General features: G+C 55.4%; 15 protein-coding genes and 3 rRNA genes. 10 read left to right on the forward strand and 8 right to left on the reverse strand.

What is annotated here, in order from left to right; all coding sequences use genetic code 11:
- Positions 1-277 precede the first annotated feature (277 nt).
- Positions 278-1,687 carry an ATP-binding protein gene (locus AABA21_RS34070; protein ID WP_338257148.1) on the reverse strand — a complete coding sequence of 470 codons (1,410 nt, stop codon included), beginning with the start codon at positions 1,685-1,687 and terminating at the stop codon, positions 278-280.
- A 414-nt stretch (positions 1,688-2,101) separates the two neighbouring features.
- On the opposite strand from AABA21_RS34070, the gene AABA21_RS34075 reads away from it, so the two are divergent.
- A complete protein-coding gene (locus AABA21_RS34075) occupies positions 2,102-2,500 on the forward strand; it encodes a hypothetical protein (protein WP_338257149.1) in 399 nt (132 codons plus the stop codon).
- On the forward strand, positions 2,497-3,795 hold the full coding sequence (locus tag AABA21_RS34080) for a hypothetical protein (RefSeq protein WP_338257150.1): 1,299 nt from the start codon (positions 2,497-2,499) through the stop codon (positions 3,793-3,795). The genes AABA21_RS34075 and AABA21_RS34080 overlap by 4 nt, the downstream gene beginning before the upstream one ends.
- An 86-nt stretch (positions 3,796-3,881) precedes the next feature.
- Here the strand turns inward: AABA21_RS34080 and AABA21_RS34085 are convergent, their stop codons facing one another.
- On the reverse strand, positions 3,882-4,490 hold the full coding sequence (locus AABA21_RS34085) for a hypothetical protein (RefSeq protein ID WP_338257151.1): 609 nt from the start codon (positions 4,488-4,490) through the stop codon (positions 3,882-3,884).
- Positions 4,491-4,696: 206 nt separating this feature from the next.
- Between AABA21_RS34085 and AABA21_RS34090 the strand changes: the two genes are divergently transcribed.
- Both AABA21_RS34090 and AABA21_RS34095 read left to right on the forward strand, forming a co-directional pair.
- The gene (locus AABA21_RS34090; RefSeq protein WP_338257152.1) at positions 4,697-5,707 is read left to right on the forward strand and encodes a hypothetical protein; all 1,011 of its coding nucleotides are present in this window, start codon (positions 4,697-4,699) and stop codon (positions 5,705-5,707) included.
- A 182-nt stretch (positions 5,708-5,889) separates the two neighbouring features.
- The gene (locus AABA21_RS34095; protein WP_126597713.1) at positions 5,890-6,324 is read left to right on the forward strand and encodes an OsmC family protein; all 435 of its coding nucleotides are present in this window, start codon (positions 5,890-5,892) and stop codon (positions 6,322-6,324) included.
- Positions 6,325-6,445: 121 nt separating this feature from the next.
- On the opposite strand, the gene rrf is transcribed toward AABA21_RS34095, so the two are convergent.
- Positions 6,446-6,562: ribosomal RNA gene (rrf, locus tag AABA21_RS34100) — 5S ribosomal RNA — on the reverse strand.
- Between the two features lie 246 nt (positions 6,563-6,808).
- Here rrf and AABA21_RS34105 point away from each other — a divergent pair.
- The 3 genes from AABA21_RS34105 to AABA21_RS34115 all read left to right on the forward strand — a co-directional run bounded on the left by AABA21_RS34105 (position 6,809) and on the right by AABA21_RS34115 (position 13,287).
- On the forward strand, positions 6,809-7,654 hold the full coding sequence (locus AABA21_RS34105; RefSeq protein WP_338257155.1) for an NAD(P)H-binding protein: 846 nt from the start codon (positions 6,809-6,811) through the stop codon (positions 7,652-7,654).
- Between the two features lie 768 nt (positions 7,655-8,422).
- A 16S ribosomal RNA gene (locus AABA21_RS34110) occupies positions 8,423-9,905 on the forward strand.
- A 422-nt stretch (positions 9,906-10,327) separates the two neighbouring features.
- Positions 10,328-13,287, forward strand: a 23S ribosomal RNA gene (locus tag AABA21_RS34115).
- 283 nt (positions 13,288-13,570) lie between these two features.
- Here AABA21_RS34115 and AABA21_RS34120 read toward each other — a convergent pair.
- Positions 13,571-14,470, reverse strand: a complete 900-nt coding sequence (locus AABA21_RS34120; RefSeq protein ID WP_338257156.1) for an NAD(P)-dependent oxidoreductase — start codon at positions 14,468-14,470, stop codon at positions 13,571-13,573.
- Between the two features lie 486 nt (positions 14,471-14,956).
- On the opposite strand from AABA21_RS34120, the gene AABA21_RS34125 reads away from it, so the two are divergent.
- Both AABA21_RS34125 and AABA21_RS34130 read left to right on the forward strand, forming a co-directional pair.
- Positions 14,957-15,589 (forward strand): hypothetical protein, encoded by a 633-nt coding sequence (locus tag AABA21_RS34125; RefSeq protein ID WP_338257157.1) that lies wholly within the window; start codon positions 14,957-14,959, stop codon positions 15,587-15,589.
- A gap of 34 nt (positions 15,590-15,623) precedes the next feature.
- The gene (locus AABA21_RS34130; protein ID WP_338250504.1) at positions 15,624-16,811 is read left to right on the forward strand and encodes an IS256 family transposase; all 1,188 of its coding nucleotides are present in this window, start codon (positions 15,624-15,626) and stop codon (positions 16,809-16,811) included.
- 727 nt (positions 16,812-17,538) lie between these two features.
- Here AABA21_RS34130 and AABA21_RS34135 read toward each other — a convergent pair.
- Positions 17,539-19,332, reverse strand: coding sequence for a hypothetical protein (locus AABA21_RS34135; protein ID WP_338257159.1), 1,794 nt, complete (start codon positions 19,330-19,332; stop codon positions 17,539-17,541).
- A gap of 445 nt (positions 19,333-19,777) precedes the next feature.
- On the opposite strand from AABA21_RS34135, the gene AABA21_RS34140 reads away from it, so the two are divergent.
- Complete coding sequence (locus AABA21_RS34140) at positions 19,778-20,782, forward strand: phosphotransferase enzyme family protein (protein WP_338257161.1); 1,005 nt, start codon at positions 19,778-19,780, stop codon at positions 20,780-20,782.
- Positions 20,783-20,824: 42 nt separating this feature from the next.
- Here AABA21_RS34140 and AABA21_RS34145 read toward each other — a convergent pair whose 3' ends face one another.
- From AABA21_RS34145 to AABA21_RS34155, 3 genes are all read right to left on the reverse strand, one after another.
- On the reverse strand, positions 20,825-21,427 hold the full coding sequence (locus AABA21_RS34145) for a hypothetical protein (protein ID WP_338257163.1): 603 nt from the start codon (positions 21,425-21,427) through the stop codon (positions 20,825-20,827).
- A gap of 49 nt (positions 21,428-21,476) precedes the next feature.
- Positions 21,477-22,109 carry an MSMEG_1061 family FMN-dependent PPOX-type flavoprotein gene (locus AABA21_RS34150; RefSeq protein WP_338257164.1) on the reverse strand — a complete coding sequence of 211 codons (633 nt, stop codon included), beginning with the start codon at positions 22,107-22,109 and terminating at the stop codon, positions 21,477-21,479.
- Positions 22,110-22,721: 612 nt separating this feature from the next.
- The gene (locus AABA21_RS34155; protein ID WP_338257165.1) at positions 22,722-24,287 is read right to left on the reverse strand and encodes a (Fe-S)-binding protein; all 1,566 of its coding nucleotides are present in this window, start codon (positions 24,285-24,287) and stop codon (positions 22,722-22,724) included.
- Positions 24,288-24,321 lie beyond the last annotated feature (34 nt).

Here is a 24,321-nt window from a genome sequence, read left to right on the forward strand (position 1 = left end):
ACTACACAATGGCCTGATGAGTAAGGTATAAAGCGGGGGAGGTGCAGAGGGGCGGCGAGCCCCTCCTGCCGGGGTTTGGGGTGTCCCCAATACCATCAACCCCATAAAGCGGGGAGGTGCAGGAGGGGCGGTGAGCCCCTCCTGCCGGGGTTTGGGATGTCCCCAATACCATCAACCCCATAAAGCGGGGAGGTGCAGGAGGGGCGGTGAGCCCCTCCTGCCGGGGTTTGGGGTGTCCCCATACCACTAACACCATAACATCCGCAGTGGGCGGATGTTATGGTGTTGGTGGTTGGTATTTTATTTCGGCCTCGAGATCATCGACGAACTGGCGGGCGCTGCGGCCGGAGCGTCCAGCGTGCTGCCTCTCCCATTGGAGCGCGCGCGCCTGCAACTCCTCGTCCGCGATGGTTAGCTGGCGCTGCTGGACCAGGGAACGTACGATGTGCAGATACTGTAGCTGATCAGGCGTGAAGAAGCTGATGCGCAGCCCGAAGCGATGGGCCAGCGACTGCTTCTCGTCCATGGTGTCGCGCCAGTTGACGTCCTCGGTCGGCTTGCCGCGCTCCCCAAAGTTTTCTTTGACCAGGTTCATGCGGTTCGAGGTGGCGCAGATCAGCACGTTCGCCGGTCGCGCCTCGGCGGTCCCCTCCAGCAATACTTTCAGATTCTTATAGCTGGTATCGTGCTCCTCAAACGAGAGGTCATCGATGAAGAGCAGGTAGTGGGGGGCCCGGCCACGCAGGGCGGCCACGACCTGTGGCAGATCACTGGTATACTCCTTGCCCACCTCGAGCAGGCACAGACCTTGATCGGCGTAGGTATTGGCGATGGCCTTGATGGTCGAGGATTTGCCGGTTCCCGGCGGTCCATATAAGAGCATGTTGTGCGCGGGGAGCCCGGCCAGGAAGCGCTCGACATTGGCTACGATGCGCGCTTGCTGCCGCTCATGTCCGATTAAGCCACTCAGCCGTATCAGATCGGGATGCTGGATGCCGCTGATCACCTTGCCGGTGCCGTCCCAGCGCAACACATGGTAGCGCGCCAGCTTGCCGGTGCCATAGCGAGACCAGTAGCGCTCCAGTGGTCCTACCAGTTCTTCCCAGTTGGGACACGCCGCGATCGTCTGGATCAGCTCTTGGCGCGCCTGCTGCTGATCGATCTCGGTTGGCGGCTGGAGGTGCTGCCAGGGGACCCAGGCCTCATCTAGCGCCGGCATGGCCGGGGCCACTAGCGCGCGCGTCTGTTCCCAGATAAATTGGGCATCCAGTCGAAAGAGGCGCTGCAGGGCGCGCAGGTCCCGCTGCGCCTGGGCGCGTAGCGCGGGCGAGATATGTGGACTCCCATGGGCCTCGACTGTGGCACTCCACAGATTGCTATCATCGATCAGGCGATGAATAAGGTAGGCCTGCCACGCATCCGTCAGCGGCGAGCCACCATCCTGGTGGAGGGATCCCAGCAATTGATAAAAAGCCCCGCTGTACGCCTCGGCCGCCGCCACCGGATCTGGCTTGCTCGCCTGTAACTCCTGGAGCAGGCGCATCACCGCCAGTCCCGCCTCATGAGCCAGGATGCCGCGCAACAGCGTTATGCCATACACACTATGCCATGCCAGCCGGATCTCTTCCGCCGGCACCAGTACACTATCGTGTCGGATATATCCCTGTTCTTGAATCTCTGTTGTCATAAAACGAAGGTCGTCCTTTACCATGGAGCAGTGAGTGAAATGTCTTTTGAGGAGTATAGCACATAGTTGCTAGCAGGCGGGAATAAATATGAAGCAAGAACCATAAATCTGTGTATTTCACTGTAGTCATATCGTTGTTAAATCTAAGTAAATTTTACTGTGACGGAGAAAAATCACCAAAAAAACTGGCCTTTTCAGGAAAAATATATTGTAATATTGTTATGCAAAGATGTATAGTATTATAGCTTCAATAGTTAAGAATAAAACCATCTAATTGTATCGTTCGTTGTTCATTGATCTCATGGTTTTGCTGGGGTGGAGGGTTGTCGGGTGTTTTTTTTCCTTATCCTATATCATTTCTGCTTACAACTAAACATAATAAATGAAACGCATCTACTGTCAGGAGAGAACTGTATGGAATCAGCAGATAATACTTCTTCTGGCCACGCGTGGGCCGCGCAATCCCAGGCAGATAATCTAAGTGAAGAGGATGCGGAGAAGACGCAGGAAGTGCCTGCTATCAGGCAGCGCAAATATCCATCGGCGCCATTTGTGTCTTCGACCACCACTGCTCATGAAGAGCAGACTGCTGCAACCGATGTCGATTCCGAGCCTACACTGATATTGGATAAAGCGTCTATCAGTGCCGGGAATCGTGATACTACTTCTGAAGATGGGGGGCAGGGGTCTATAGAAGAGCACGGCCCCCGTTTTGATACCCCCCCATCCTGTATGTACCCGGTCGTATCCGGCCTGTTACCTATAAATATAAAGAAAAGAAATCTCGTAGGAAAGAGGCTCCCGTATATATGACACAACGATCATGGGCTATTACGGCGCGGCGACGTCGCGCGCGGCCGCAGCGTGTGGCGTTCCCGCTGGCGGTGGCCGTTATTCTGCTCCTGGGTGGTGGGGGAGCGTTCTACTATCTGGGTCTCTATTCAGGCCATGCCGCCGGCGGTAGCAAGCCCGCATTGACCACCCATGCTACGACGACCACCCGCGCCCGTGTCCTTACCGCGCCAGCCTTGCAGCTGCTGCCCGTTCAGGGCGGAGCCGTCGCCGCCTCTCAGAAGCTCGGTGACGGCTCCATGCAGACCGTTTATCTAGATACGAATAGCCACGTGCAGCAATTGAGTAGTAAGGATGGTATTAGCTGGCAGCAGAATGATCTTACCCTGGCCACTCGCGCCGCTGTGAGCAATGGCAAGGCGCTAACCACCTATAGCTGGAACCAGGCCGACCGGCAGCAGATCGCGTTTATCGATGTGCTGGGCCATATCCATGTCCTCTGGTCCGGCGCCGATGATCACTGGCAGGTGCTGGACGTGACCCAGCGCGCGCAGGCTCCCCTGGCCGACGGAGTTATCCTGGTTGGCTATACCGCGCTCGCGGACGGTTCGCAGCATATCGTCTATATTGATCAGCAGAAGCATATTCAAATGTTGTCGAGTACGGATGGCCTCCAGTGGCAAACGACCGACCTGACAAAATCTACCGATGCGCCGCTGTCCAATGGGATCGCGCTCTCGGCCTTTAGCTGGTCAAAGGATGACAGCGAGCATATCACATATGTCGACAAGAGCCGGCACGTGCAGGAGCTCTATTCCACGGCCGCTGGCAAGTGGCAGGATAGCGACCTGACGCAATCCGCTGGAGCGCCGCTGGCCAACGGCAACGTCGTCGTGGCCTACGAATGGCACATCGCGGGCAGCATCCATATCGACTATATCGATGGTCGCCATAACATCCAGGAGCTCTCGCGCACGGCCGTGAATGCATGGTCTGTCAGCGATCTCACCACCGTCACCAATCGTCCCCTGGCCGCCGGCAAATCGCTGTCCGCCTACGACTGGGTGCAGGGAAACATGCGCGTCGTGGTCTATGTCGATGAGAACAAGCATGTGCAGGAGCTGGCCCTGCCGCCATTCGATCGCTGGCAAGGAAACGACCTGACACAGCAGGCTGTGATCCCGCTGGCCAGCGATAGCGGCCTGGTAGGTATGGACTGGTCCGGCACCAAACAGGTCGTATTTGTGGATGCAACGAATCGTGTCCACGAACTGACTGGATTTCCCGGCGGCCGCTGGAAGATGTCGAACTGGTAGCGGTCCATAGGTGGTCAGACACAGGGGGTGAAGCGGTCCCATGTTGCATGGGGCCGCCTCATCCCTATTCTGCTAAAACTTCTTTGCTATGCAGTCATCGCTGCCGTAGTGACATTGTGACTGTAAATGCCAACGAAGACCCAGAGGCGCACATCGGGAAGCCCAAAGATGTAGTACGGCTCCGTTTTCTCGCGGGCTAACGGAAATCGTACAGTGACAGTGCTGAATGGGGTATCATAATGCTGCCGCAACAACGTAATCGCTTCGTCCAGACCTGTTGGTAGCGGGAGGTTGATTACTTGATCTTCCACGAACGGCCCTTGAATGTACTCGATCTCACCAAAGTGATCATCCTGGAATGGGAGCTTTATCGTACTATTTGGAATTGTGGCCGGATTATTAAACACAAACAGCCATTGATTGACATCCTGAGCTACTATTCCACGGCCATTTTGCGGTGTTCCCTGCGCTTCATAGAACTGCGCCTGTGGATAGCTTGCCAGCACTATGCGATTGGCTGCCGTGAGTATACATAGAAACGCGCCTTCTTTGATTTTCCAGCTTGCATGTTTGGGAGTGTGGTATGTTGCCATGGTGGTGGGTGTATGGGTGGCGGCGAAACCAGGAACCGATAGCATGAAGAGGAGCGCGCATGCCCCCAGTAAACTGGTTGCGACTTTGGATAGATAAGCCATTGTGCATTTTTCCTATCTTTTTTTCCATACTGAAAAACATATGTAGGTCTATAACAGTATTGGTTATGGTAGAAACTCCATCATACATAACAAGTCGGTTTTCAAGCAGAGTTTATTTAAGAAATGCTTTTGATCTTGCTGTAAGCACAGCATCGGTTACATAATTGAAGCAGATGAACATCACTCTATTTTGAGGAATCGTAGTTATGAACTATCGAGCTAGCCGTATCGAGCAGAACCCCCTCGATTATTTTTTGCAGTCTAAAGCCGAGGGACCATTTCTGCAAGTGGCCGACGTTGTTCTGCGCGAAAATAAGGATCCCAAAGAGGTATTCGCGCACCTGATCCGCATCGCTACGGACAGTAAGTGGAGCCATTCCGCTATCCTCTACCTTATCAGCGATCCCTATCAGGGCTTTAACAACACCTTTCTGGTCGAGGCCAAAACCAAGGGCATCCACCTGGCTAACTGGCGCAACGAGGTTATCCCTTTCGATGAATTTACCGTGGGCATCAAGCGCCCCGTTCTGGACTGGTATGTTGAGAATCCATATGAGCAATCGCGGCACAACCCGCGCGATCCCGAGGATACCCATGGTATCGGCTATCTGCGGCATGTGCGCGGCATCGCCATCGATCAGATCACCGGCCTGTATGATCATACCACCGTCTATGAACTGGCGGCCCTCTACGCGGCTCGCGCGGCCCGCCGCCACCTCAGTGCTGTTCCTCAGGTAGCCGAGGCGGCCACGGCCGTTGCCAACCTGTTCAAAAAGTGGGACGAGAAGTCGGATTCCGCCGAATCGGTGTTGCGCTTTATCTGTAGTGGGCTGGTGCAATACAGCTTTTTCGAGGCCCTGCGCCGGCGCATCATCAATGACCTGGCGATTCCCGAGCACCGCGAGGTCGGACTGAGTAACCTGCGTAATCTCCACCGCGTCATCTACCGTGAAGATCCCATGGGGCTGGTCCCGCGCTATATCGAGCAGGTACAGAGTGGTGAACTGGACATTCGCGACAAAGTGCCCGAGGAAGTTCTGGATCTGCTCAAGACCGCCATGCCCGCCGACTTCAATAACAGCCCCAATCTGAAGTGGCACTATATCATTCTCAAAGGGGTTATCTGGCATATCACAGAGGCCGACGCGGACTATGTGCCAACCAGTCCCGAGGAGAGCGAAGTGCTAGGAATGCTGCAGGCGGAACATCGCTCCTGAAATGATGGAACAGAATGTCCCGGTCCTTGTACCGCCAAACGTGTTATGATTAGAGTGAGCGCGCATTTATTGATAAGGCGCGCGGGATCAAGCCACAGCTGGAGACCATGGAGGTCGCCACGCGGCCGTCGGGTCCTGGCATTGCTGGCATTTCTATAGATGGTTCAAAAAAGGAGTGATTCATGGCGATTCGTAAAGCAGATGCTGAATGGAATGGTGATTTGAAGAGCGGGCAGGGCAAGATGAGCCTTGGCAGCGGCGCATTTGAGGGCCAGTATTCGTTCCGCTCCCGCATGGGCGATGGCTCTGGCGGCACCAACCCCGAGGAATTGATCGCGGCCGCCCATGCCGGTTGCTACTCGATGGCTCTATCGGCCGCCCTGGCCGGTGCAGGACACGTACCGACGCGCGTCCACACCACGGCCAACGTGCACTTTAATCCGGTCGAGGGTGGTTTTGCCATCAACCCCATCGAGCTCGTCACCGAAGCGGTCGTTCCCGGCATCGACGAGGCCACCTTCCAACGCATCGCGGAAGATGCCAAGAAAAACTGCCCCGTCTCCAAAGCCCTGGCCGCCACCGACATCCGCCTGAATGCAACCCTACTAAACCAGTAGGTCGCCGGACGCGAGGCCCCTCCCATAAGTTCGGACCTCGCGTCCCCCCATAAGTTCGGACCTTGCGTCCGATTAAATTTTGCACCACCACACAACAAAAAACCACCCGTATGGGCGGGTGAGACGGCGACTTCCTATTTTCCCACGCAGTTGCCCACGCAGTATCATCGGGGAGGAAGAGCTTAACTTCCGTGTTCGGGATGGGAACGGGTGTGCCCTCTTCGCTATTGTCACCAGCTCACCTGCACATGCAAGTGGTTTTTCTGACAGAGGGAATACTACTACAGCTGTGCAGCTTTGTCAACCCCTATTTTACTTCTGGGCAAGGATCGATCTTTTTTTGACCTCCTCCGACTTTCACAAAGCCCTGGACTTCGCGAAAGCAGGATAACGAGGGCGGTTTATGTCCTCTTTTAAAGGTATACTTTGTCTAGATAAAGAAAACGAACGAACAAGCAGAGATATGAAAACAAAGGAGACATAGATGAATTACCTCATTACCGGTGCCACAGGCTCTGTTGGTAAATCCATCGTGACCCAGCTTCGTGCCCTTGGGCAGGAGGTTCGTATTGTCACTCGTGATCTAGACAAAGCCCCTGCTGGGGTAGAAGCTCTTCAGGGTGATTTTACGAAAGGGGATTTGCCCTCCAGGGCTTTTGAAGGGGTGAACCGAGTGTTCCTATTTCCTGCACAGGGAGGCGTCGATGCCTTCTTGAAGCAGGCGAAGACAGCCGGGGTGGAACAGATCGTTGTACTCTCCTCGCTGGCTGCGGCGATGGAATATGAGCGAGACAAAACGTCCATGAGTGCGCTGCATCATCTTGCCGTCGAGAAAGCGGTCATGGCCAGCGGCATTCCGTATACGTTCCTGCGCCCTGGAAGCTTTGCCAACAACCTGCTGTTTTGGGCATACTCCATCCAAACTGGAGCGACCGTCTATGAACCCTATGCCAACTCTGTCCAGGCACCGATCCATGAAGCGGATATTGCTGCCGTTGCCGTAGTTGCTCTTACGCAAGATGGACATCAGGGAAAGACGTATCCGCTGACGGGACCCCAGGCACTGACGCGGATCGAGCAACTGAATTGTATTGGAACGGCTATTGGCAAGCAGCTTCATTTTCAAGAGATTCCTGCCGATGTCTTCCAGAAGGAGATGGAGAAGTACATGCCCCTCCCTGTCATCAAGATGCTTCTGGAATATTGGTCGGATACGGTCACCATTCCCGATGTGGTGCTCCCTACCGTTGAGCAGGTAACCTCCCATAAGGCACGCACACTCGCACAGTGGGCGAAAGACCACGCATCAGATTTTTCCCCATTCGTATGAACTGAGGGGATTTGTAGGATGTTGGTTTCCCCAATCACAAAGCTTCTTTTCATAGGTTATCAGGGTAAAACCCGCGCCAAGCCCTTGGCGCGGGTTTTACCCTGATAATTTTTTCATCCCTAATTGCAAGGAAACCAGGCTTAAATTTTACAGTCGAGTTAAAATAAGTAGTAAAAGTGCTTGACAGATCCTGACAGATATGGCATAATCATCGAGCTGTCGAAACAAGACAATCACCCGCTTTGAGAGTGGATGCTCCTGTCCCTTTCGCTCCGATTGTGCCACGATAAGGTGGCTCCTCCGAGATGGCTAGTATCTCATATGTATTCTTAACAAGATGTTGTATGCATGGGAATGTCAGCCCTTTTTCGAGATGTTCGCCCTGGCTTGCCAGGCACACGACCGAGAAAAACGAGATTTCGGAGCCGCTGAAAAAGTGGTCCTAAAACCGCTTGACAAAGCACAATGAACATGCGATACTACAGCACACGAGACAAGCGAACGAAAAAACATTCATCGCCTGTCCGATCGCAAAATCTTGGTTTTGCGTTTCAGTACCTTGACAACTGAAGAGTGGAAAGCAGAACAGCAACTGGAACAACAACACACAAAGAACCAGTTCCTGTCAATTCGGAGGCTTGATGGTTTTTCCATCATCAAGTATCCATAATAATCTGCGAAACAAGCCAATGTTAATGTAACTTGGCCATGATCGCAACTTACCATGCTTTTTCACATGTCTTGCAGAGATATGTGTTTATAAAACATTGGATGGCGAGTTTGATCCTGGCTCAGGATAAACGCTGGCGGCGTGCCTAACACATGCAAGTCGAACGCCCTGTGCAAACAGGGAGTGGCGGACGGGTGAGGAACACGTGGGTCATCTACCCTGGGGTGAGGAATACCGGCGAGAAATCGCCGACAATACCGCATATGCTCTTTCGCGAGAGCAAAGCCGGAAACGGCGCCCGAGGATGAGCCTGCGCTCGATTAGTTGGTTGGTGGGGTAATGGCCTACCAAGACCGCGATCGATAGCTGGTCTGAGAGGACGATCAGCCACACTGGGATTGAGAACGGCCCAGACTCCTACGGGGGGCAGCAGTGAGGAATTTTCGTCAATGGGGGCAACCCTGAACGAGCAACGCCGCGTGCAGGATGACGGTTTTCGGATCGTAAACTGCTTTTCTCTGGGACGAGAACGGACGGTACCAGAGGAATCAGCCCCGGCTAACTACGTGCCAGCAGCCGCGGTAATACGTAGGGGGCGAGCGTTGTCCGGAGTTACTGGGCGTAAAGCGCACGCAGGCGGTCAGATTAGTCTGTAGTGACAGTCGTCGGCTCAACTGACGAAGTACTATGGAAACTGTCTGACTTGAGGGCTTCAGAGGGACACGGAATTCCGGGTGGAGTGGTGAAATGCGTAGATATCCGGAGGAACACCAAAGGCGAAGGCAGTGTCCTGGGAAGTACCTGACGCTCAGGTGCGAAAGCTAGGGGAGCGAACAGGATTAGATACCCTGGTAGTCCTAGCCGTAAACGATGACCACTAGACGTTGGGGGTATCGACCCCTTCAGTGTCGCAGTTAACACAATAAGTGGTCCGCCTGGGGAGTACGGTCGCAAGATTAAAACTCAAAGGAATTGACGGGGACCCGCACAAGCAGCGGAGCGTGTGGTTTAATTCGATGCAACGCGAAGAACCTTACCAAGGCTTGACATGGACCTGCACCAGCCGTAACGGGCTGTCCCTTCGGGGCGGGTTCACAGGTGCTGCATGGCTGTCGTCAGCTCGTGTCGTGAGATGTTGGGTTAAGTCCCGCAACGAGCGCAACCCCTGTCGTTAGTTGGATCTCTCTAGCGAAACTGCCGTTATAAGACGGAGGAAGGCGGGGATGACGTCAAGTCAGCACGGCCCTTACGCTTTGGGCGACACACACGCTACAATGGTCAGGACAAAGAGTTGCCAACCCGCGAGGGGGAGCTAATCTCGTCAAACCTGGCCTCAGTTCAGATTGGAGGCTGCAACCCGCCTCCATGAAGTTGGAGTTGCTAGTAACCGTAGGTCAGCACACTACGGTGAATACGTTCCCGGGTCTTGTACACACCGCCCGTCACACCACGAAAGTTGGCAACACTTGAAGCCGCTGGGCTAACCCATCTGGGAGGCAAGCGTCGAGGGTGGGGTCAGTGATTGGGGTGAAGTCGTAACAAGGTAGCCGTACCGGAAGGTGCGGCTGGATCACCTCCTTTCTAGGGAGCTTGAACACGCGTCTGGAGAGACTTCAGACAACAGAGCGTGTTCCACTTCCAGGTCGACCAGGACATTGGTTGGTGCGTTGCCAGAAGCGACGCTGGTTTCCACTCTTGAGCTGTTGGGGTACAGCCACCGCAACACGCAGCCATGCGCACCAGGGGGCGCAGGGGGACGGCAGTCCCCATGCCAGGGGTCTGGGGGTGTCCCCCAGGATCTTCTCCCTCTTCCGCGCGCCGCCGCAGGCGGCAAGCGTGTGGCGAGAGGCACCACAACAGTGCACTTTCACAACTGAATACAATGTATCTTCAATTTTGCTGAGCAATATGGTCAGCCAGAGTTGAAGCAGAGGATCGATTTCTCTCTTCGAGAAGAAGAGCAGAAGTCAAAGCATTCATAGTACATGATGAAGAGACGTAGAGAACAAGCTACACAGAGTACGAGGTGGATGCCTTGGCGCTAAAGACCGAAGAAGGACGCGGAGACCGGCGAAACGTTCGGGGGGAGCTGCATACAAGCGATGAACCCCGAGATTCCGAATGAGGCAACTCCTCCAGAGTGATGTCTGGAGACCGCCTGCTGAACACATAGGCAGTGACGGGGGGCAGTGGGTGAACTGAAACATCTCAGTAACCCGACGAAAAGAAATCAACCGAGATTCCCGTAGTAGTGGCGAGCGAACCGGGAGGAGCCCAAACCGATGAACCCTCGGGTCCATCGGGGTTGTAGGACCGACATCAAGCAACGACGAACTACTCGAACACGTTGGAAAGCGTGGCCAGAGCGGGTGAGAGCCCCGTAGAGGACGGTTTGTTGACGTGGGTCGGTATCCTGAGTACCACGAGACACGTGCAATCTTGTGGGAAGCTGGGGGGACCACCCTCCAAGGCTACACATCTTTAGCGACCGATAGCGAACAAGTACCGTGAGGGAAAGGTGAAAAGCACCCCGAGAGGGGGATGAAAGAGACCCTGAAACCACGTACTCACCAGCAGTCAGAGGCCACTGTTTCACGAGAAACCAAGGGCTAATGGCGTGCCTTTTGTAGAATGATCCGGCGAGTGCATCGTCGTAGCCTGGTTAACCAGCGTTAAAGCTGGGGAGCCCCAGGGCAACCGAGTCTGAACAGGGCGAATGTTGCGGCGATGCGACCCGAAACCGTGTGAGCTATCCATGAGCAGAGTGAAGCGGATGTGACAGTCCGTCGAGGCTCGCACCCACCAGTGTTGCAAAACTGGGGGATGACTTGTGGATAGGGGAGAAATTCCAATCGAACACGGAGATAGCTGGTTCTCCCCGAAATGTATTGAGGTACAGCTGTATGATACACTATCCTGGAGGTAGAGCTCTGAATGGGCTAGGGGCCTCGTGCAGGTTACCAAACCCAAGCAAACTGCGAATGCCAGGACAGCATGCATGCAAGTGAGACGGCGGGGGCTAAGCTTCGTCGTCAAAAGGGAAACAGCCCAGACCATCGGCTAAGGTCTCCAAGTATCCGCTGAGTGTAAAAGGGGGTCACAACGCCCAAACAGCCAGGATGTTGGCTTAGAAGCAGCCATCATTTAAAGAGTGCGTAATAGCTCACTGGTCGAGTGTCGTGGCACCGACAACGTATCGAGGCTCAAGCGGATTACCGAAGCCATGGAATCCATCTCAGATGGATTGGTAGGGGAGCGTTCTCAAGCCGAGAAGCCAGACCGCAAGGACTGGTGGAGCGAAGAGAAGTGAGAATGCCGGAATGAGTAGCGTCATGTCTGTGATAACCAGACACACCGAATGCCTGAGGGTTCCTGGGCACCGTCAAACGTCCCAGGGTGAGTCGGGTCCTAAGCCGAGGACGTCATAGTCGTAGGCGATGGAAAGCAGGTCAGAGATTCCTGCACCGGAGATGCTCGTTACGAGCAATGGGGGGACGCGGTAAGGAAGGTGAGCCCATCGATTGGACAGGATGGGTCTGTGCGCTGAAGTGCGAAGCCGAGGCAAATCCCGGTTTCCTGTGCATGACACGTGCAGCGAGCGGACGTTGCGTCCGCGGAAGTCATCGGCCCCTAGGCCGCCAAGAAAAGCCTCTCGCCAGAGCCATCTCCGCCCGTACCGCAAACCGACACTGGTAGGCAGGGGGAACACTCCCCAGGTGATCGAGCGACCCTCTGTTAAGGAACTCGGCAAATTGACCCCGTACCTTCGGAAGAAGGGGTGCCCTAGTAGCGATGCTCTTCGGAGTGGCGTGAGGGGGTTGCAAGAAATTGGCTCAACCGACTGTTTACCAAAAACACAGGTCTCTGCGAACGCGAAAGCGGAAGTATAGGGGCTGACTCCTGCCCAGTGCCGGAAGGTTACGAGGAGCGGTGATCGTAGCTGCGAATCTAAGCCCCGGTGAACGGCGGCCGTAACTATAACGGTCCTAAGGTAGCGAAATTCCTTGTCGGGTAAGTTCCGACCCGCACGAAAGGAGTAACGAGTTGAGCACTGTCTCGACAGAGGACTCGGCGAAATTGAAGTACCCGTGAAGATACGGGTTACCCACGACAGGACAAAAAGACCCCGTGGAGCTTTACTACACCTTGACCTCGAAACGAGGCAGAGCGTGCGTAGCATAGGTGGGAGTCGGAGAACCTACCCTTGTGGGGGTGGGGGAGACACCAATGAAATACCACTCTCGTTGTGTTTTGTTTCTCACACGTCACCGTGAGCCGGGACGTGGACAGGATCAGGCGGGTAGTTTGACTGGGGCGGTCGCCTCCCAAAGGGTAACGGAGGCGCCCAAAGGTTCCCTCAGGGTGGATGGACATCACCCATCAGAGTGTAAAGGCACAAGGGAGCTTGACTGCAAGACGGACAGGTCGAGCAGGGACGAAAGTCGGGCTTAGTGATCCCACATTCCCGAGTGGAAGGAGTGTGGCTCAACGGATAAAAGCTACCCCGGGGATAACAGGCTTATCTTGCCCAAGAGTTCACATCGACGGCAAGGTTTGGCACCTCGATGTCGGCTCGTCGCATCCTGGGGCTGGAGTAGGTCCCAAGGGTTGGGCTGTTCGCCCATGAAAGCGGCACGCGAGCTGGGTTCAGAACGTCGCGAGACAGTTCGGTCTCTATCCGTCGTGGGCGTAGGAGAATTGAGGGGCGTCATCTCCAGTACGAGAGGACCGAGATGGCTCGACCGCTGGTGTGCCAGTTGGCCTGCCCGGGCCAGAGCTGGATAGCTATGTCGAGAAGGGATAAGCGCTGAAAGCATCTAAGCGCGAAGCCGCACCCAAGACTTGTTCTCCCACTCTCTAGAAGAGTCAAGATCCCAGGAAGACGACCTGGTAGATAGACGACACGTGGACACCTGGTAACAGGCGCAGCGAAGTCGCCCTAATGATCGTACGGCTTGTTTCACCAACAGGTATCTTCATCGTGGCGCTGGAATGCGTGTCCTCTGCTTCAGTCTCTGGCTGACGGATGGCTCGGCAAAATTGAGGATACATTGTATGCAGTTGCAAAGATTGTGAAGACCTTACTTCTCGCAAGTAAGGTCTTTTTTTGTTGTTCTTAGAACCATAACAAAAATGTATTTTTAGAGCGGTACTTTGACGCTGCGCCGTAGCAGAAAGACAGCCCCTGGCTTGCAGTGTGCCCACATTGGCTGGTCTGGGCAAGGATTGTGCTGCAAGTATTTGAACTACCTTTGTGTTGTTGCGTGCCCCAGCTTGTTGTTCAGGATAGTCGTTACCTCGTCGCGTGTAGTGCCGAGGCGGCGCTGCTCTGGTATCTCTGCACCCAGCTCGGTCTGCTCCACCAGCCGATAGACGTTGGCGGCCCCCTGCAGCATCTGTGGCGGCAGGCCAAGGTCGCCAAAGGTCTGGGCGATCTCCTCCATCTCTCCAACCCAGCGATAGGCTTTGGGCGGCATGCCGGGTATCTGGCGCTCAAACATGCTGAGCAGGGTGGCCTGGCTCATCTTTAGCTCACCGGTGAGCGCTTCACCGATGCCTAGCGCCTGCCCGGCGGTCAGCGCCTCGGTAGCCAGAGCCGTCAGCCCCTTAGTTATGGAGGCGTAGCACATCTTGAGTCCCGACGCCTGCCCGACCCGGTCACCCAGCACGCGGATATCCAGGCCATAGTTGTTGAGCGCTGCTATCTCGGCGGCGCGCGGTCCTGACGCGTAGAGCCGCGTCCCCGAGTCTTTGCCACGCGGTGGACCACCGATGATGCCGATATCGACCACGTCAGCACCACTCTCCGTAACGATTTGGTTGATGGCCTGCATTGTGCGTGGAGAGATCGCGTTGCAGTCGGCAAATAGCGGCCTGGCGCCTGTCGCACGGACCGCCACAGCTATCCTCTCAGCCGTCGCCACCGCCCGTGCGGGCACCAGCACGGACAGCACGATATCGGCCTCCCTTACCAGCGCCTCGTCGCTCTCCACATCAACGATCCCGGCCTGGCTGGCCAGCTCCCGCGTCCGCGGACTCCGATCACGCAAACAGCTAATCACCCGCAACCCTGCCTGTCTGAGAACGCCCCCAATCGCATGTCCCATATCACCCGGACTCAGAATTCCAACCGTCTGTATATCCATGCTTGCTCATCTCCTTCCGCATGTCTAGCCTTTATTTAAGAGAGCTTCTGCCACCAGTATAACGCATCGATGGCTGCGCCAACTCATCCGCAAACGCTTCATCTATGATCATCCTACGTGCGAGCTTCGCATTCAATGGTCATCAGTATGTTAATATAATAATATACTGATTGAAGACATTTACTATTTAAAGCGTAAAAGATGCCTCTGCATTATGACGAGATGCTCTTTCGCTTGATGCCCGCCAGATAGAAAGGATCAGGATTTGTCTCCTTCATCTGAGGAGGAAAACGTTTTTCCTACACCTTTGAACCTGGATATTGCCTGGACTCCTCTGGTCCTTTTCGCTCCCTGCTTCTGCTCTTACCGCTTCAGCAGGTGGAGCTCTTTGTCGCCTACAACAGCGATGGCGGAAGCGAGGCTCTAGAAAAGCTAAGGCACGCCTTCCTCGATCGTTATTTTCCCGCTCCCTCGCGGCACATGAGCATGCCAAAGCCACTGCCTGGCTTTGCGGAACGGGCCAAACAGATCACGGGGAGTTACTGGCCAGTCACGCGTAACTACACGACCTTTGGGAAAGTGGGGGCATTGCTCTCGACAATCAATGTGCAGAGCCATGACAATGGGGAGATACGCATCCAGGGAGTGTCACCAGCGGGTCAAATTGCTGTCGAAGTCCAGCCCTGGCTCTTTCGCCAGGTCAATGGTCCGGAACTTATCGCATTTCAAACAGGGCAGAACGGGACCACCATGCTGCTCAATAGTGCGCTCGAAGCATATGCGAAGCTGGCCTGGTATGAGACGCCGCTGTTTCACCTCATGCTGCTCGCTTTCGCGTTCTTGCTCTTCCTATCAGCGTTCCTGCTCTTGCTCCTGGTCCAGAGGTTCCGCTTCCGGCGCATGGGAGCACCTCAGGAGAAGAGTGCATCCTTTCGAATCGCACGCTGGATCATGGGACTGGTGAGCGGCGTCAATATGGTGATCCTACTCTTGCTTGTATTGTTCCTCTGGTTTGTCGTCACCGTCAACATCCGACACCATCCCGGTTGTTGTGTAAAGAGTTTCCTCCCAAAGCAGGTCAATAGAAGAGATAATACAGGCATAGATTGTCTCTTTTAGTAAAAACTTCCATTTCAAACCGGAGGGAACAACTATGCCTGTGCCTAAGAAAAAGGGTATCACATCGAACAACAACCTCTTACCATCGTCGGAGCAAGCATCTCCATCATTACCAGAACAGCAAACGTTCCATGAGCATTTACGCGCATTGACGCGAAGTGCGGTGCGTGTGGTGATCGAAGAAGTCATGCGCGAAGAGCTGAAGCAGTTTCTCGGAGCGGACTGGGGAGAGAGTACGCCTGAACGTAAAGGCTATCGCAATGGAACCTACACGCGTGATCTGGCGACCTCATCTGGCCCAATTGAAGATCTTGAAGTTCCCAGAGATCGCGAAGGACACTTTCATACCCACGTCTTTGATCGCTACAATCGCTATGAACCCCGGGTGGCTGAAGGGTTAACGCAGATGTTTGTGGCTGGGGTCAGTACCCAGAAAGTAGGAGAAGTGGCCCAAACCCTGATGGGGGTTGCCCCGAGTGCCAGCGCCGTGAGCCGGCTCAATCATACACTGACGGAACAATTTGAAGCGTGGCGTGAGCGCTCTTTGCACACCCATTGGCGTATTGTGTACCTCGATGGGGTTCATTTCACGGTACGTCATGGAGACCAAACGGATTCAACCATCATTTTAACGGCCCTGGGAGTAGATCTGGAAGGAGCGAAAGAGGTACTCGCTTTACGGGTGTGCGCCGAAGAAAGCAAGGACGGATGGATGGACCTGCTTCAAGACCTGCGGACACGGGGAGCCACCCAGGTAGATCTCATCGTGACGGACGGACACGATGGGTTGCTCGCAGCCGTTTCCACCCTTTTTCCCACGACCTTGCGCCAACGCTGCGTAATCCATAAACAGCGTAATGTGATGAATGCCATTCCCAAACGGGAACGAGGTGCGATCACCACCGAGTTGACTGGGATCTGGAAGTCGTTGACGAAAGAGGAAGCGCTGACCCAATTGGCAGCTTTTCAAGGGAAATACCAGAAGCGCTATCCCGAAGCCGTGCGAAGCTTGATGGAAGATGAAGCACATCTCCTGACATTTTATGCCTTTCCGCAGGTGATGCATCGCTACATTCGCACGACCAATGCCATTGAAAGTTTTTTCAGCAATGTGCGGCAGCGAACCGACCAGATCGACTCCTTCACCACGGAAACGAGTTGTGTGACCATCGTGTGGGCAGTCATGCAAGCGATCCATTTGCCGAAGATTCCCGTCAACTAAAGACGAAATGGTGATTACGAAGGCTTGTGAGCAACCAGCCGGAGTGGGTGGGTCAGTGGGAGATGGTGTTTGTCGACCATCCTGTGTAACAGAAACACCTCAAAGAACTTTTTGTCTCGTGCGTTTTGCATGCCTGTGTTGCATGTTCCTGTTCCGCCGGAATTTGTCAGGAGGATACCGTTGGTTTCACCTCTTTGCTTGCTTACTTGCACTTTGCCTCTACACAACAATCGGCATGGTGTCCAACATCCAGGGCATCACCTTCTTTGGAGGATCGGGGCACATCTTGTTATTCGCGCTTGCCCTTGTCTCCGTGATCCTCACGGCTGTCGCTGTGATATGCGCGGCTCTGATGTGGAAACAACGAATCTGGGGTCGAGGATTGCGTTTGCATTATACCCTGGTCACCTTTGCGGCTCTGGTCTTTGTCTGGGAAGTAGCGTATTGGAACCTGCTTCGATGGCGAGCCCGCTTTGCGGCGCGTGAGACATGCAACGTTTGCCAGAGCAGGTTGCTTTTTGTTTGTTCATTGCTTTTTTCATGAGTACCTTCAACTACTCTTGATGATTCGTGCCCAATGCATGATTCGTGCCCAATGCCACGTTGATAATGACATTCTACCCCGGCGCGGCCTGACGGAGTCCCATCGAATGATGTAGTCCTCAGGCCGCGAGGCGGTCACCGGCCCTGTGCTTGAGGACCATTACGAGCCTCAGGGACGCGCTGGTTAGGAGCGCACGGCTCGTTCGTAGAAGCGGCGGTCGCTTTTCCAGCCAAAGACGATATTCTTGATGGTCATGGGCACCGACTGCTGGCCACATTGGATCGGGGTGTTGTCCTTGCGGGCGAAGGCGGTGGCCAGCCAGACGGCTCCGCCGGCGTGCCAGCGCCGGATGGTGAGGAAATCACCCCAGTTTCCCTCAAACGAGGTTCCCGGCTCATAGAGGCAGGAATTGCCCTTTCCAGGGAGGAAGTAGTCGACCCTGGGCGAGGCCAGTTTGAATTTGAGGTTGTCGAAGATAGCGATCATCGCGCCGGGAAAGTAGTCGTTGCCTCCCCCGCCGCCGCCATAGGCATCGATCAGGCCGAGATTGCCGCGTTCGTCCGTGGCGACCGCCTGGTAGGCGTGGGCCACGGTGAGTCCGTACAGGTCGTGACTGACGGCCACGCGCAGGTCCTTCTCCCGGATACCGGTGATCCTCACATAGGGGAAGGGACGCCGGGTGCCGTACTGCTGCGCCGGCCAGGTCAACCACAGGTAGTCCCCGCCGCGGGCGGCGGTCACCGCCCCGGACGTCCGGTAACTGCACCAGTTGGCGACCACATGGTCGCGACTGCCGCAATCCGCCGTCATCGCCGGGTCGTCATGCGTCATGTAACGGAACGGCGGGACGAGCCGGTCGACAGTGGTTACCCACATGGACTGCTTCGGCCAGACGAGCAGGCGCACCACCCGGCCTTCCCCGGTCCGCAGTGAGGTGGCGGCCGCGTAGGCGATATCAGTGATGCCCTGGGGAACTCGAAGCTCCTCGGTGATGTCGGTGCGGGTGATCGCATCATAGTACGCTGGGAGCCCCGCGGCCAGGTCCGCGCGCGAGATCCGCATCAGCACCACAGCCACGACGCGATAGCCCTCGTCACCAGGAGGGGGATACGTGATGAGCCGTGTGGTCAGGTATAGATAGCGGCTACCGATCACCAGGTCGTTGAAGTCGAAGTCGTTCTGGTCGTTGGCATATCCGACGTCGGATGGCCTGATGGTATAGGGACGCCAGTTGATAAAGTCCCCGCTTGGAGAAGTCGCCATCACCAGGTGTCCACCGCCGGGAATCTGGGGCTCGGTAAAGTGGATGTATTGCAGCACCCAATCCTGCAGATGGTACTGTGGATCAGCCACGGTAACCTGGTCGCAGCAGAAGTCGGGCCCGAAGATGGTGTAGGGATTTAGCCCCTGCCAGATCCGGCCGTTGTCCCGGGAGAACTCGGCATGCTTGTTGCCGGTGGCGAAGATATCCCGCCCCAACTGGTCGGTGCTGGGTTCCGCAACTGCTAACGACTTCCCAGTGGTGATCGGTACAGTGGTGTCGCGGAACAGCGTTAGCCGCCGAGGGTCTTCCGGCAGTGGGGGCGGGGTATGCTTTGGATCTGGCAGCGGTGCACCCAGCCCGGGGGACGTATCCGGTACGAGAACCTGATCCGAGTTGGGCTGCGCTCCCTCACGCAGCGGGTGCTCGGGCCGGGAGGCGTGTCCGGACACGGCTATCGGCGGCTCAATCTTGTGCCTGGTCGCTGTGCAGGCCTGGGAAGCTGCATTGGGGGCCGGCGTCGGCGTACCGGGCTGCGCGTGCACCACCATGCCAGGCTGCAGCACACCGCTGAGCGCGCGCTGCGGCTCGGGAGTGGACCGGCCTCTCTCCGCACTCCTTGAGGGAGCCGCCTGCGTGGTGGAATTTCCGGCACCGACGCTCCCCATGCTGGCGAGCAGCATCACCGCCACGGCAACCAGCCACAAGCGGGGCATGCCCCTGACTGTATCCTTTGGAATGACACAGGCGGACTCTGAAGCATGTTGCCACTGCTGTCGGAGAGCCCATGGGAAGCCAGAAACGGCCAGTCGGGCGGAAAGAACAGTTTTCAGACCATACAGAAAAATAATCCTGCACACTTTTACACAAATCCTCACGTCAAAAGAGCCCTTTCCAAAACACAACTTTTACGGTAAAAATAGGAGGGAGTTTTATGGTGATATTATACGTGTAATTACAAATTAAATTGTACCTCCTCTGCAGAATATGTAGATAGGACAAAAAGTGATATGGTTACCACATGGAAACTATGCGACTGGCGAATTAAGTGAAGGCTGACCAACTTTGCGCGAGAGGATGGGAATTTACACGGAAGGTGTTGCTTGTAATTATAATTACATAGAAATATTTTTGATGTTGTGAAAAGGATATATTGGTTAGATGAATAAAAAAGACCTTCAACCAACGCTAGAAAGCCCTTTTTTAGTCGAATGTATCCGCGAATATTATCACGTTCAGGCTATAGAGCTTCATCGTCTACCGAGTGATTCTGGGAAATATATTTTTCGGGTGGACCTGGCAGATGGAACGCGCCAGATTCTACGCGTCGTAACAGATCCCGACAAGTCCGCCTTCTTTGAGCTTGCACGCCTGCTTCAGTTCTTCGAGCAGCAGGGCTATCCGGCGGAGCGGATCATTTTGACGATCGGGCAGACGGCTACGGCGAGCGTTGAGGGTTGGCAGCTCTTGATGACGACGTTTCTTGTCGGGGCGCCCCTGGAATACACCCCCTCGGCGTTTCGTCTGCTGGGAGGCGCCGTGGGACGGCTTCACGCGCTCAAGCCAGCGCTCACCTACAATCCTCCCCGCGCGGGCATGCTGCCATCAAATGAGCTGGCCTTCGCGCAGCGACAGCTTGATGCCGTTGCCGCTCTCGTCCCACCTGTTTATATCCCACAATTTGATCTTTTAGAGGAAGCACTCTCGTCGCTTGATCGCGGCACCCATCTGCCAACGACACTCATCCACAACGACTGCCATCCCTTCAACGCTGTTATGATGGCACCAGGACATGTCTCTCTTCTAGACTGGGAAGGGTCAGGCCTGGGGCCGGCGGTCCTCGATGTCGCCTTCTTGCTATCCAACTGCGATGGCAAGGCTCCCTGGTTTCCTTTGGAGGCCGATGATCCCTTTCATCCCAATACAAGGCTACTGCACGCGGTGATAGAGGGATATTGTCAGTACTATCAGCTGACTACCGCCGAGCTCGACTACCTGGTGGATGCGATCCGTTTTCGCTCCCTCGTCTTTGGCGCCTGTAGCTTCGCGGCGGCCATCGCCCAACAACAAAACGCGGGGTTTTCCCAGTGGTGGTGGACCCGCTATCGCGCCGTCGACGAAATCGCGGATCAGGCCCGGACTCGTTTTGAGCAGCTTTTCCGCTAGCCATTTATGCCCGATGTAATGTATCTCTTTTCAACCGCTGTATCAGCTGAGTGCGCTCACTATGCGCTCAAAAAGGTCGTCCCATGGCCGAGCGGATATTGTCAGGGTGCCCACGCGTTTGGCTTCATGTTTGAGCCATTGCCCATAGAGCCAGCTTACCTGGGCACGTTTCTCTTGCGGACCGTGCTCGGGCTCGCGCTGCAAAAAATTGTGACGGAATTGTTCTTCGCTGTCTTCGTACAGGAAGATCGCCTGTACCGGGTTCCGATGCGAGCTATCTGAAAAAGCTGTAGCCAGCATGGGGAGGATGAAATCCCCTTCTAGAATAACAGGCGCTCGACTTTCAATGTGATTGGTGATCACCGCCGCTAGCGCCGGTGCCATCACCTGGCCCACGGCGATCGTGTGTTTGACAATCTCCTCTACCGGCAGGTTTCCCGCTCTGGGATGGGTACGCCAGTAGTGCAGGACAGGCTGCTCCGCGGGCGTCGTCATGCGCTCAAGCACCACCTGGAAATCATCGACTTCCGTGATCCCAATTCCGAAGTGCTGCGCCAGCCGGTAACTGACGCTGGTCTTCCCAACGCCAGAAGGACCACCGAGCAAGAGAACCTGCCATGGGCGGTGAGGAATGCCATTATTCAACGAGGATGATCTCCTATCTGTGTGGATAAATATGTGTAGCTACGCCACTTTAGTAGAGATATTTACAATCCTCTTCAAGGTAAGCATTAATTTTCTGGGTCGCGATATCGGCGATGCATGTTTGATTTTGAAGTATCTGGCTGATTGATGGTGACTCCGACATCTCCTGCCAGCCCGCTTGTTCCCAGAGCCTTGAGCGCTCGATTGCCTTTGTGCAATGGATAAACGCTTCTTCGACCTCAACGCCGATGCCGAGCAGGGGCTGCTGACCCTGGACGGTGGAGCGCGCTAAAATAGCCTCATCGCGGATCACGCAGGCCCGCCCATTGACGCGCAATGCCTCCTTTTCGCCAGGAATGAGGAAGAGCAAGCCGATGCTGCCGACCTGGATAATATTGCCGAGTGTATCGACGCGCCGATTGCCTGATCGCTCCGGGATCACGAGCGTCAAATCATCCAGAACCTGCACAAATCCTGGCGCATCGCCACGCGGAGACACATCACAATATCCAAACGAGTTCGTTGTCGCCATTAAAAGAAACGGTGATACGCTGATAAACTCCTGACATTGCTGGTCGAGGCTGGAAAGTTGCTTGTAGCGAACAACTTCGCTCGGTACCCCTACCAACTGACGTAAGGCCGCTTCAGACGTCACTATATTGGTAAATCTGGCTGGACCCATAACGTACAAACCCTCTCCTTGATTATTAAACTAACTTTTAACTATAGTACCATTAAACATTTATATAAATTTCTATTTTTATATATAAATGCCGCTATAACTCTCTATATGATCTAAAACCCAGGCGAGTAAGTACAATCATCCTATGTCCAGCCGCTTAAAACGTTACTTTTGGGGCGGGTTATAGGTCCCCATTGATAGGGCAAACATGGCGGTCACTCCAATGGGTTGTAGAGCGGAAGAGTTTACCTAGAAGACACCTGGACGTTGTATTTGAAACGATTCTGTGTGGTGGAAAATGCCCGCCTGGGCACGGGGCCGTTGCGTGGTAAGCGCCCCTTGGGGCAACATGTTCCAATTTAAGATCATGCAAAAAGAGAAACGACCACAGTACGTGCGGGGCTTGCCCCCGCTTCCTTCCTCGCTGCTCGAAACAGCAACGGAAATGATGCCATGCATCGCATGTAAACCGTCCTTGATCGCTTTGAAGGGGCCTTTCCTTTTGGGAAGCAAGCAAGCGGGGGCAAGCCCCGCACGTACTGCATCTCTTTCTATTTTCGCCTTTTCTAAAGTTGAACGTATTGCCCCCAAGGGGCATACCCACGTTTTGCGTTATTTGCGTCGACGACCCTTGATGATAAGGATGGCAAGCAGGAGCGCGAACGCGGCTACCAGGGCCGTGACCGGCCTGGGCGTCTTTTTGGTGACGCTGTCGTTGCTGGTTTTCTTATATACACCGCCGGCCGCGTAGGCGTCGTCCAGCAGCTGGACGGGATGCTTGACTTCCATGGGGAGCCCGCGCTGGCGCATGCCCATGGCGATCTGCATCATGCAGCCGGGATTGCCGGTGGCAATGATCTGAGCGCCCGTGGCCTCGACGTTGTTCATCTTGCGCTCCAGTAGCTCGTGTCCCATCTCCTGGTTGGTCAGGTTGTAGATACCGGCGCTGCCGCAGCACCAGTCCGACTCTGGCAGGTCGACTAGCTTGAGGCCGGGGATGCTCTTGAGCATCTGGCGTGGCTGCTGCTTGATCTTCTGACCGTGCAGCAGGTGGCAGGCGTCGTGATAGGCGACGGTGTGGTGGACCTCGCCCATCGGCTGCACCGGCTCGATGCTGACCAGGAATTCGCTGATGTCTTTGACTTTGTCGCTGAACGCCCGCGCTTTCTGCGCGTAGTTGGGATCGTCGCGCAGCAGGTGATCGTACTCTTTGAGCGTCGAGCCGCAACCGGCCGAGTTGATGATGATGGCGTCGCAGTTGTAGGGTGCGAACGTATCGATGTTGTGGCGGGCCAGCGCGCGTCCCTTATCCGCCTCGCCGCCGTGGACGTGTAGAGCGCCGCAACAACCCTGCTGGGGCGGCGTGATCACCTCGCAGCCGTTGGCGGCCAGCACGCGGACGGTGGCCTCGTTGATGTCATGGAAGACCTGGTCCATAATGCAGCCGCTGATGACGCCGACGCGGTAGCGCTGCTCGCCGATTGCCGGCGTGACCTCGGGTAGAGGGGAGGGAATGATGGCGCCGCCAGCGTTGTACATCAGTTCTTCCGGGATCTTGAGTTTCCCTTTGAACGGCGTGGGCAGGTTGTTGGCCACGTCTAGCAGCCCCGTTTTGTGCACGACGGTTTGCAGTCCGCTACGCTGGTAGAGCTTGAGCCCGCCAAAGACGAGCGATAGCGTCGTGCGCGAGGGGAGCATGGCGTCGAAGAAGAAGCGCCGCAGCAGGGTGGCTGAGATGCTGTTTTTGCTCCGACTGACCGTCGGCGTGGTGGTCTCGTCGTACTCGTCCCTGGCATGGACGTCCGGACCCTCCTGGGCCGCTACTTTGTTGGTGGTGAGCTGAATCTGCTCGCGCGCCGCCTCGATCAGCTTGCCGAACTGCACGCCCGATGGACAGGCCGTCTCACAGGCCCGGCAACCGACGCAGCAATACATGTGCTCGATAAAGTCGTCGGAGATATCCAGCTTGCCATCGGCGACCGCCTGCATCTGGTAGATGCGCCCCCGGGGCGAATCCATCTCCACCCCCAGGACGGAATAGGTCGGACAGGTAGGCAGACAAAATCCACAGTGGATACATTGCCGCATCAGGTCATAGGTATGCGTGTGCCGCCGCAGCGGTCCCTCGCTCGGTGGAATGAACTGCACTGTTCGTGACTGTGTATACTCTGTGCTCATGATCTTACCTGCCTCCATTGCTAGTAGTTTTTAT

Source organism: Dictyobacter halimunensis, from assembly GCF_036245075.1.